Here is a 10,066-nt window from a genome sequence, read left to right as displayed (position 1 = left end):
GGCCGCGGCCGGCCGCCCGGCCGCCCGGCCGCGGCCCGGCCGCCCGGCCGCCGGGCCGCCGGGCCGAGACCGAGTCTCGGTTCCGCGGACAGCTTGAGCCGTCTGGCCGGCGCGGAGTGTCCGTGCAGCCGAGACTCGGCGCGCGCCCCGGCTCAGCCCGGCAGCGGCCCCTCGAGCAGGTGGGCCGCGGAGCGCACCGCGTCGAGTGCCGCACGGACGCTCGGCACACGGTCGGCACCACGGGCGACGACGACCTCGACCCGCCGGGCGAGCTCGTCGTCCACGGGGTCGATCGCGACACCGGCGGGGATGACCGTCGTCGCGAGTGCCAGCCGGGGGAGCAGCGCCACCCCGAGCCCTGCGGCGACGAGTCCCACCACCGCGGCCGCGTTGTCCGTCTCCAGCACGATGTCCGGCGTGAACCCCGCGCTCGCGCACGAGGCGAGCAGGTGCCCACGGCAACGCGGGCAGCCCCCGATCCACCGGGCGTCGTGGTGGGACGCGAGGTCCACGACGGTGGAGCCGGCAGGGCGGAGTCGCTCCGCGCCTCCCGGGTCGACCGGCGTCACCAGCGCGAGCGGGTCACGACCGAGTGCCCGGGTGACGAGGCCCGGGTCCGGGGTGGTCCCGACCTCGTCGCCGACGTAGGTGAAGGTGAGGGCGACGTCCACCTCGCCGCCGCGTAGCAGGTCGAGTGCCTCAGGAGGCTCCACCTCGACGTACGAGGTCGTCACGCCGGGCGCCGTCGCGGCGAGCCGGGCGAGCACCGCGGGCACGAGGGCGGAGGACGCGCTCGGGAACCCGGCGAGTCGCACCCGGCCACGGCTGAGTCCGCCGACGGCGTCGAGGTCCTCGCGCGCCGCGGTCAGCGCGGCCTGGACGTGCAGGGCGTGGTCGGCGAGCACCTGCCCCGCATGCGTGAGGGTCGCGCCCCGTCCGCCGCGCAGGACCAGCGCGTGGCCGAGACGCTGCTCGGCCCGGGCCAGCAGCTGACTGACGGCCGGCTGGCTCGACCCGAGTGCGGCGGCGGCGCGGGTGATCGACCCACCGTCGGCCACGGCGCGCAGGACCCGGAGCAACTGGGGATCGATCTCGTCCATCACCCGATGTTATCGGTGGCACAACGAACCGGCTCTGGTGTGATGGGACGGGAACGAGGACGCTGTCCGCATGGACTCCTTCCCCGCCGGCCGCGGCTACCTGGCCGCGTGCACCGCGGGCCTGCCGACCCGCGGCACCCTCGCCGCCCAGCGGGCCGACCTCGACGCGTGGTCCCGGGCCGAGACGTCGCCCGCCCGGTACGGCGCGCTGGTCGAGCGGGGACGTGCGCTCTTCGCCGCGCTGGTCGGCGTCCCGGCTGAGCGCGTCGCGACGGGCTCGCAGACCTCGGTGATGGCCGCGGTCGTCGCCGACGCGCTGCCGGACGGCGCCGAGGTGGTCGTCCCCGACGGCGACTTCAGCTCGGTCGTCTTCCCGTTCCTCGCCCAGGCGCACCGCGGCGTCCGGGTCCGGAGCGTCCCGCTCGAGCGGCTCGCCGCCTCGGTCGGGCCCGGGACCGCCCTCGTCGCGTGGTCCGCGGTGCAGTCCGCGACCGGCGTGGTCACCGACCCCGACCCGGTCGTGGCCGCCGCCCGACGCGTCGGTGCCCTGACCCTCTGCGACCTCACGCAGGCCGCCGGCGTCCTGCCCGTCGACGCCGCAGTGTTCGACGTGACGCTCACGCACACCTACAAGTGGCTCTGTGCTCCGCGCGGCGTCGCCTTCATGACGCTCTCCGACACCGCTCTCGGTCGGCTCCGCCCGGTGCAGGCCGGCTGGTACGCGGGCGAGGACGTCTGGTCCTCCTGCTACGGCCCCGCCATGCACCTGGCCGACGACGCGCGTCGCTTCGACGTCTCGCCGGCCTGGCAGGCGTGGCCCGGTGCCGTGGCCGCGCTCGAGCACGCGGTCGCGCTCGACCAGCGGGCGGTCTGGAGGCACGCCACCGGTCTCGCGGATCGGCTGTGCGATGCCCTCGGGTCGCCTCGGCAGGGCGACGGGCAGGCGATCGTGACGTTCGCGGACGCCGACGGGGCGGCCCTCCGGGCACTCACCGCCGCAGGCGTCACCGCCTCGGGGCGTGCCGGGCGACTGCGCATCGCGTTCCACCTGTGGAACGACGAGTCCGACGTGACCGACGTCGTGGCCGCGCTGGGTGGGGTGGGGCCGGGCACGTCGGCAAGGTGAGCGTGGAGGGCGGACCCGTGGCGGGCCTCCCGGGCCTCGATCGCCGGTAGTCTTGCCCGGACCGTTTCCGCACCGAGCACCCAGCTCGGCGACCTCTGGAGCACCCTTTGGCACAGCCCTCCCGTCTCGACAGCGTCATCGCCCTGGCCAAGCGCCGCGGCTTCGTCTTCCAGTCGGGTGAGATCTACGGAGGCTCCCGCTCCGCATGGGACTACGGGCCCCTCGGTGTGGAGCTCAAGGAGAACATCAAGCGCCAGTGGTGGCAGCGGTTCGTCCGCGGCCGTGGGGACATGGTCGGGCTCGACTCCGCGGTGATCCTGCCCCGCAAGGTGTGGGAGGCCTCCGGGCACGTCGCGACCTTCACCGACCCGCTGGTCGAGTGCCTGCACTGCCACCACCGGTTCCGCGAGGACCACCTCCTCGAGGCGTTCGAGGCGAAGAAGGGCCGCGCCCCCGAGGGTGGCATGGCCGAGGTCGCCTGCCCGAACTGCGGCACCCGCGGCGAGTGGACCGAGCCCCGCGAGTTCTCCGGGATGCTCAAGACCTACCTCGGCCCGGTCGAGTCGGAAGAGGGCCTGAACTTCCTGCGCCCCGAGACGGCGCAGGGCATCTTCGTCGACTTCGCGCAGGTCGTCACGACGAGCCGCATGAAGCCCCCGTTCGGCATCGGTCAGGTCGGCAAGGCGTTCCGCAACGAGATCACGCCCGGCAACTTCATCTTCCGCACGCGCGAGTTCGAGCAGATGGAGATCGAGTACTTCGTGCCGCCGACCTCCGCCCAGGAGCACTACGAGCAGTGGATCGCCGACTCGGTGGCGTTCTACACCGACCTCGGCATCGACCCGGAGAACCTGCGCCGCTTCGACGTGCCGGACGGCGAGCGGGCGCACTACTCCGACGCCACCGCCGACATCGAGTACCGTTTCGGCTTCACCGGCTCGGAGTGGGGCGAGCTGATGGGCGTCGCGAACCGCACCGACTTCGACCTGAACAACCACATCGAGGCGTCCGGCCAGGACCTCCGCTTCTTCGACCAGGCCGCCAACGAGAAGTACGTGCCGTACGTCATCGAGCCGTCGTTCGGTCTGACCCGTGCGCTCATGGCGTTCCTGCTCGACTCCTACCACGAGGACGAGGCCCCCAACGCGAAGGGCGGCGTCGACAAGCGCACGGTCCTGCGCCTCGACCCGCGCCTGGCCCCGGTGAAGGCCGCCGTCCTGCCGCTGTCGCGCAACGAGCAGCTCTCGCCGGTCGCCCGCGGCCTGGCCGACGACCTGCGCAAGAACTGGAACGTGGACTTCGACGACGCCGGTGCCATCGGCCGTCGCTACCGTCGCCACGACGAGATCGGCACGCCGTTCTGCATCACGGTCGACTTCGACACGCTCGAGGACAAGGCCGTCACGGTGCGCGAGCGCGACACCATGGGCCAGGAGCGCGTCTCGCTCGACCAGCTGCAGGGGTACCTGGCGCAGCGGTTGCTCGGCGCGTAGGGGTTCGTCCTCCCGCGAGACACCGGTGTTCGTGCGTTGCACACCCGCAGTCGGGTGTTCGACCTGCGAACACCGGTGTCTTGCTGCCGGCCCGGGAATGCGCGCGCACGCCGCGCGTTGGGCTGAGCATGAACGACTCCGTGAAGGTCGATGTCTGGTCGGACATCGCCTGCCCCTGGTGCTACATCGGCAAGCGCAAGTTCGAGGCCGGCGTCGCCGCGTTCGGCGCCTCGAGCGAGGGCCGCCCCGTCGAGGTCGAGTACCACTCCTTCGAGCTGAGCCCCGACACCCCCGTCGACTTCGAGGGCACCGAGGCCGAGTTCCTCTCGGGCCACAAGGGCATGCCCGTCGACCAGGCGCAGCAGATGCTCGACCAGGTCACCGCCATCGCCGCGGGCGTCGGCCTCAGCTACGACTTCGAGGCCATGCACCACACCAACACGGTGAAGGCCCACCAGGTCATCCACCTCGCCAAGCAGCACGGCAAGCAGCTCGAGATGGTCGAGCGCCTGTTCACCGCCTACTTCGAGCGCGGCGAGCACGTCGGACAGGAGGCCTCGCTCGCCGACCTGGCGGCGGAGATCGGCCTCGACCGCGACGAGGTCCTCAGCACCCTGCGCGACGACGCCCAGCTCGCTGCGGTCCGCGCCGACCAGGCCCAGGCGCAGGCGTACGGGATCAACGGCGTGCCGTTCTTCGTCATCGACGGCAAGTACGGCGTCTCCGGCGCCCAGGACCCCACGGCGTTCGAGCAGGTGCTCCGCCAGGTGGTCGCGCTCCGCGAGACCACGCCGGAGGAGGTCGCCTCGGCGGCCGAGCGCGCTGCGGACGACGCGAGCGCGGACGTGGCGGTGACCCGATGACGGACATGACCATCAGCGACCAGGGCGCGGTGCGCCTCCAGGCCGTGACGTCGGTGCCGTCTGTACCCGACGCGCTCACGGGGCTGCCGGGCGTCTCCGGTTCTCCCGGCGTTCCCGGCCTGGAGGCCCGTCCCGCGTTGTTGACGCTCGTCACGCCCGGCGGTGCGCCGGTCTGCGAGGGCGACGCGTGCCTGATCGACGCCGGCTCGTTCGCCGGCGCCGAGGGCGACTGGTCCGAGGTGCCGGACTGACGGCTGCGTCAGCCGCGCTGCGGTTCCTCGTCGGTGATGTCGGCGACGGTCGCGCCGTAGGCGGCGACGAGCTCGTCGGCGTCGACGAAGGCGCTCGCACCGTGCCGGCCGGCGCCCAGGGCGACCCGGCGGCCGGCGATGCGTTCGTCGGCGTACACCGGCAGGTCGCCCGTGGCACCGATCGGCGTGATGGTGCCGCGCTCGTAGCCGGACGCCCCGAGCGCGGTGGCGGCGTCGGGCATCGAGAGCTTGTTGACGCCGACGACCGTGCGGAGTTTCTTCCAGGCGATGCTGCGGCCGCCAGGCACCAGGGCGAGCAGGAACCCGCCGTCGTGGCGCTTCACCACCAGGGTCTTGACGATGTCGCCGGGCTCGATGCCGAGCAGTTCGGCTGCCTCGTGCAGGGAGTTCGCGGCCGGGCGCTCGACCACTTCGACCGGCAGGCCACGGGCCCGGGCGTCGGCGTCGAACCGGGTGCTGGCGTCGGTCGTCATGTGGAGAACGCTACCGGCGCGCACCGACGTGGGAAGATGGGACAGGTATGACGATCACACAAGCACCCGCCTCGCGAGTCGGCGGCCCCCTGCGCATCGGCCCGATCGAGGTCGACGTGCCGGTGGTGCTCGCGCCGATGGCCGGGATCACGAACATGGCGTACCGCCGGCTGTGCCGCGAGTACGGCGCCGGGCTCTACGTGTGCGAGATGATCACCTCACGGGCGCTGGTCGAACGGACCCCCGTGTCGATGCAGCTCATCCAGCACCACGAGTCCGAGACCCCGCGATCGATCCAGCTGTACGGCGTCGAGCCGAACACCGTGGCCGAAGCGGCGTCGATCCTGGTGGGCGAGGACCGTGCCGACCACATCGACCTGAATTTCGGGTGCCCGGTGCCCAAGGTCACCCGCAAGGGCGGCGGCGCGGCCCTGCCCTGGAAACTCGACCTGTTCCGCGAACTCGTCACCAAGACCGTGCGTGCCGCGGGCGACGTCCCCGTCACGGTGAAGATGCGCAAGGGCATCGACGAGGACCACCTGACCTACCTCGACGCCGCACGCATCGCGCGCGACGCCGGTGTCGCCGCGGTGTCGCTGCACGCCCGCACCGCGAACGAGCACTACTCCGGGCACGCCGACTGGTCCGCGATCGCCACGCTGAAGGAGACCGTCACCGACATCCCGATCCTCGGCAACGGCGACATCTGGTCGGCCGCCGACGCGCTCCGGATGATCGACGAGACCGGTGCCGACGGCGTGGTCGTCGGGCGTGGCTGCCTCGGCCGTCCGTGGCTGTTCGGTGACCTGGCCGCGGCGTTCCGTGGCGAGGGGCTCCGGTACATGCCGTCCCTGGGCGAGGTCGCCGACGGGTTCCGCCGGCACGCCGAGCTGCTCGTCGAGTTCTTCGGCGACGAAGAACACGCCTGCCGCGACATCCGCAAGCACGTGGCCTGGTACTTCAAGGGGTACCCGATCGGCAGCGACGTCCGGGCCGGCTTGGCGATGGCGTCGAGCCTGCAGGAGATCGACGACTTCCTCGGCCAGCTCGACCACGACGCGCCGTACCCGGGTGCGGACGCCGAGGGGCCGCGCGGTCGTGCCGGGCACCCGAAGCGCACCGCGCTGCCCGACCGCTGGCTCGAGAGCCGCGACGTCGACTCCGAGTTCCGCAAGGTCCTGGCCGCCGCCGAGCTGCACCACAGCGGCGGATGAGCGCCGCCGCCTCGTACGGCCCGGCCGACGCGGAGCGCTGGCTCCCCGAAGAACACGGCAACCGCCGCTCGGACTTCGCCCGTGACCGTGCCCGACTGCTGCACTCCAGTGCCCTCCGGCGTCTGGCCGCCAAGACCCAGGTGCTCAGCCCGACGGCGGGGCTCGACTTCGCCCGCAACCGGCTGACCCACTCGCTCGAGGTCGCGCAGGTCGGCCGCGAGCTCGCCGACTCGCTCGGGCTCGACCCCGACGTGGTCGACACCGCGTGCCTGGCGCACGACATCGGGCACCCGCCGTTCGGGCACAACGGCGAGACCGCCGTGAACGCTTGGGCCACCGGCATCGGGGGCTTCGAGGGCAACGCGCAGACGCTCCGGCTGCTGACGCGGCTCGAGCCGAAGGTCTACGGTGTCCGGCCGGGCTCCGACGTCGACCGTCCGTACGGGCTCAACCTGACCCGCGCGTCGTTGGACGCCAGTTGCAAGTACCCGTGGCCGGCAGCGCAGGGGGTCTCGGAGTCGTCCTCCGGACGCACCAAGTTCGGCTTCTACGACGACGACCACGACGCCTTCGAGTGGCTCCGCGCCGGCGCCCCGCGTCGCCAGCGCTGCATCGAGGCGCAGGTCATGGACCTCGCCGACGACATCGCGTACTCCGTGCACGACTTCGAGGACGCCGTCGTCGCCGGGTTCATCGACGTCGCGGCCCTGGGTGACCGCGTCGGCGAGAACGACATCGTGACCGCCATGCACGCCTGGGTCGGTGACGACCTGAGCCGCGACGAGCTGCTCGAGGCGTTCGACCGCCTGCGCGAGTTGCCGCTCTGGATGACCGCGTACGACGGCTCCCGACGTGATGCCGCACGCCTGAAGAACCTGACGTCGCAACTGATCGGACGCTTCGCCCGCACCGCCACGACGGCCACCCGCGAGTCCTACGCCTCGGGGTCGCTCGTGCGGTTCGCCGCGTCGGTCGTCACCCCGCCCGAGATCATCGGCGAGATCGCGGTGCTCAAGGGCATCGTCGCGGCCTTCGTGATGACCCACGGCGACCGCCAGCCCGTGTACGAAGACCAGCGCCGCGTGCTCACCGAACTGCTCGACGCGCTGGCGGCGACGGGTGCGTCCGACCTCGAGCCCGGCTTCGCCGCCGACTGGCACGCCGCGGGCGACGACGCCGGCCGACTGCGTGCCGTCGTCGACCAGGTCGCGAGCCTGACCGACCAGGGCGCACTCGCGTGGCACCGACGTCTGGTGGTGGGTGACCGTGACCCGGTCCACATCGCCGTCTGACCGGTCCGCCGACGTCGGTCCCACGAACTAGGATCGAGGGGTGGCTGGCAGGATCGCGCGGAACGACATCGACGAGGTCCGCTCGCGTGTCAACATCGCCGACGTCGTGGGCGACTACGTCACGCTGAAGCACGCGGGCGTCGGGTCGATGAAGGGCCTCTGCCCCTTCCACGACGAACGCTCGCCGTCGTTCCACGTCCGACCCCAGGTCGGCCGTTACCACTGCTTCGGCTGCGGCGAGGACGGCGACGTCTTCAGCTTCATCATGGCGCAGGACCACACCACCTTCGCCGAGGCGGTCGAGCGCATGGCCGCGAAGATCGGCTTCACCCTGCACTACGAAGAGGGCGACGGGCCGCGCACCGACTACAACACCCGGGCCCGGCTGATCGCCGCGAACGAAGCCGCGCTCGAGTACTTCACGGGGCAGCTCACCACCGCTGCCGCCGACCCCGCCCGCCGGTTCCTGGGGGAGCGCGGGTTCGACCCCTCGGCCGCCCAGCACTTCGGCGTCGGGTTCGCGCCGAAGTCCTACGACATGCTCAAGGACCACCTGCGCGGGCGCGGCTTCACGATGGAAGAACTCGTGTCCGCCGGCCTCGTCAGCCAGGGCGACCGCTCGCCGTACGACCGGTTCCGCGGGCGTCTGATGTGGCCGATCCGCGACGTCACCGGGGCGACCATCGGCTTCGGCGCGCGCCGCCTGCTCGAGGACGACAAGGGTCCCAAGTACCTCAACACGCCCGAGACCCCGATCTACCACAAGAGCCAGGTGCTCTACGGGCTCGACCTGGCCCGTCGCGACATCTCGAAGCAGAAGCAGGTCGTCATCGTCGAGGGCTACACCGACGTGATGGCGTGTCACGTCGCGGGTGTCACGACCGCCGTCGCCACCTGTGGCACGTCGTTCGGCGTCGACCACATCAAGGTGCTGCGCCCGATGCTCGGTGACCTTGCCGGCGCCGACCCGAACGCCAACGGTGAGGTCGTGTTCACGTTCGACCCCGACGAGGCCGGGCAGCGTGCCGCCTCGCGTGCCTTCGCGGAAGAACAGCGCTTCGCCGCCCAGACCTACGTCGCCGTGGCGCCCGGCGGGCTCGACCCGTGCGACCTCCGGCTCGCCCGCGGTGACGACGCCATCCGCCGACTGGTCACGAACAAGCGCCCGATGTTCGAGTTCATGATCCGCCGCACCCTGGACGGCCACGACCTCGAGACCGTCGAGGGTCGCGTCGGGGCGCTCCGCGCTGCTGCGCCCGTGCTCGCGGGCATCCGCGACCGCTCCCTGACGCAGGGGTACGTCCGCGAACTCGCCGGCTGGCTCGGCATGGAGATCCCCGAGGTCCGTCGGTCGGTCGAGACCGCCCGGCGCCGTGCGGGCTCCGCCGGCCAGGACGACCGGTCCGCAGGCACGGGGCGCGACGGCCGTGCCGGAACCGGCACCGACGGGGCCGACACCCCCGACGAGCCCGTCGCCGGGATCCGCTCGCTGCCGAACGACCCGATCAGCCGCATGGAGCGCGACGCCGTGATGGCGATGGTGCAGCAGCCCACGTCCGTCGGAGCACCGATGCTCGGGCTCGCCGCGTCGGCCACGTTCTCGACGCCGATGCTCGCCGCCGTGCGGGACGCCGTGGTCGCCAACGTCGACGTCATCGGCGCGGGGGACTGGCTCGACCGGCTGCTCGCCGACGTGCCGGCGCCCCTCCGCACCCTGACGCACGAACTCGCCCTCGCACCGATCCCCGCGCGCAACGCGGAGGACCTGGCGGCCTACTGCCGGAGCATCGTCGTGGCCCTGGTCGAGCGCGACCTGCTCGCCCGCAAGGCCTCGTTGCTCGGACAGCTGCAGCGCGCCGACCCGCACGAGCAGGCCGAGCGTCGCGCCGAGATCCAGCGGCAGCTCGTCGACATCGACGGGCAGCGGATGCGGTTGCGCGCCGACGCGGAGGCGTCCTAGCCCTCTTCGCACGGCCGGTGCCGGACGTGCACGAGGTCGCACGACGCGCCGTGTGTGCTTCGCCGGGGTGGCGCGAACCGTCGCCCGGTGGGGCTGAGAGCGGCAGTTCGTGTGGTCTCGGGGGTGCGTGAGTGGTCGGGACGCGTCGTCTGCCGGGCGTCGAGTGGTCGCAGACTGTCGGCTGGGCGGGGTCCAGCCGACGGGACGTGACCGCTCGGGGTGTGGCGGGCGGGGAGTCGTGACCAGTCGGCGGACTGTCTCTTATACACATCT

The 10,066-nt window shown here is 72.3% G+C and carries 9 protein-coding genes; 7 read left to right on the top strand and 2 right to left on the bottom strand.

The features are described from left to right. Positions 1–152: 152 nt before the first annotated feature. Positions 153–1,100, bottom strand: coding sequence for a LysR family transcriptional regulator (locus tag DEJ27_RS17360; protein ID WP_111091546.1), 948 nt, complete (start codon positions 1,098–1,100; stop codon positions 153–155). 70 nt (positions 1,101–1,170) lie between these two features. Here DEJ27_RS17360 and DEJ27_RS17355 point away from each other — a divergent pair, with 70 nt between their 5' ends. The 4 genes from DEJ27_RS17355 to DEJ27_RS17340 all read left to right on the top strand — a co-directional run bounded on the left by DEJ27_RS17355 (position 1,171) and on the right by DEJ27_RS17340 (position 4,833). Continuing rightward, positions 1,171–2,226, top strand: a complete 1,056-nt coding sequence (locus tag DEJ27_RS17355; RefSeq protein WP_111091545.1) for an aminotransferase class V-fold PLP-dependent enzyme — start codon at positions 1,171–1,173, stop codon at positions 2,224–2,226. A gap of 107 nt (positions 2,227–2,333) precedes the next feature. Beyond that, a complete protein-coding gene (locus DEJ27_RS17350) occupies positions 2,334–3,719 on the top strand; it encodes a glycine--tRNA ligase (protein ID WP_110860447.1) in 1,386 nt (461 codons plus the stop codon). A 128-nt stretch (positions 3,720–3,847) separates the two neighbouring features. Next, positions 3,848–4,582 carry a DsbA family protein gene (locus tag DEJ27_RS17345; RefSeq protein WP_111091544.1) on the top strand — a complete coding sequence of 245 codons (735 nt, stop codon included), beginning with the start codon at positions 3,848–3,850 and terminating at the stop codon, positions 4,580–4,582. Between the two features lie 5 nt (positions 4,583–4,587). Next, positions 4,588–4,833, top strand: a complete 246-nt coding sequence (locus DEJ27_RS17340; RefSeq protein WP_146238532.1) for a hypothetical protein — start codon at positions 4,588–4,590, stop codon at positions 4,831–4,833. An 8-nt stretch (positions 4,834–4,841) separates the two neighbouring features. Here DEJ27_RS17340 and DEJ27_RS17335 read toward each other — a convergent pair whose 3' ends face one another. Continuing rightward, positions 4,842–5,327, bottom strand: coding sequence for an aminoacyl-tRNA deacylase (locus DEJ27_RS17335; protein WP_111091543.1), 486 nt, complete (start codon positions 5,325–5,327; stop codon positions 4,842–4,844). 47 nt (positions 5,328–5,374) lie between these two features. Between DEJ27_RS17335 and dusB the strand changes: the two genes are divergently transcribed. Genes dusB through dnaG form a run of 3 tightly spaced genes read left to right on the top strand, consistent with a single transcriptional unit; the run spans position 5,375 to position 9,793 of the window. Then, on the top strand, positions 5,375–6,541 hold the full coding sequence (dusB, locus tag DEJ27_RS17330) for a tRNA dihydrouridine synthase DusB (protein WP_110860455.1): 1,167 nt from the start codon (positions 5,375–5,377) through the stop codon (positions 6,539–6,541). After that, a complete protein-coding gene (locus tag DEJ27_RS17325) occupies positions 6,538–7,833 on the top strand; it encodes a deoxyguanosinetriphosphate triphosphohydrolase (RefSeq protein WP_111091542.1) in 1,296 nt (431 codons plus the stop codon). Before dusB ends, DEJ27_RS17325 begins: the two co-directional genes overlap by 4 nt. A 40-nt stretch (positions 7,834–7,873) precedes the next feature. Beyond that, positions 7,874–9,793, top strand: a complete 1,920-nt coding sequence (gene dnaG / locus DEJ27_RS17320; protein ID WP_110860459.1) for a DNA primase — start codon at positions 7,874–7,876, stop codon at positions 9,791–9,793. Positions 9,794–10,066 lie beyond the last annotated feature (273 nt).

The sequence above is a fragment of the Curtobacterium sp. MCPF17_018 genome, assembly GCF_003234135.1.
Taxonomy (GTDB): Bacteria; Actinomycetota; Actinomycetes; order Actinomycetales; family Microbacteriaceae; genus Curtobacterium; species Curtobacterium flaccumfaciens.
This window is presented reverse-complemented; position numbering and strand designations above follow the sequence as displayed.

Excerpts from the sequence above, each read along its gene's own strand:
- DEJ27_RS17360 (WP_111091546.1), bottom strand. The coding sequence starts at position 1,100 with ATGGACGAGATCGATCCCCAGTTGCTCCGGGTCCTGCGCGCCGTGGCC.
- DEJ27_RS17355 (WP_111091545.1), top strand. The coding sequence starts at position 1,171 with ATGGACTCCTTCCCCGCCGGCCGCGGCTACCTGGCCGCGTGCACCGCG.
- DEJ27_RS17345 (WP_111091544.1), top strand. The coding sequence starts at position 3,848 with ATGAACGACTCCGTGAAGGTCGATGTCTGGTCGGACATCGCCTGCCCC.
- DEJ27_RS17340 (WP_146238532.1), top strand. The coding sequence starts at position 4,588 with ATGACCATCAGCGACCAGGGCGCGGTGCGCCTCCAGGCCGTGACGTCG.
- DEJ27_RS17335 (WP_111091543.1), bottom strand. The coding sequence starts at position 5,327 with ATGACGACCGACGCCAGCACCCGGTTCGACGCCGACGCCCGGGCCCGT.
- dusB (WP_110860455.1), top strand. The coding sequence starts at position 5,375 with ATGACGATCACACAAGCACCCGCCTCGCGAGTCGGCGGCCCCCTGCGC.
- DEJ27_RS17325 (WP_111091542.1), top strand. The coding sequence starts at position 6,538 with ATGAGCGCCGCCGCCTCGTACGGCCCGGCCGACGCGGAGCGCTGGCTC.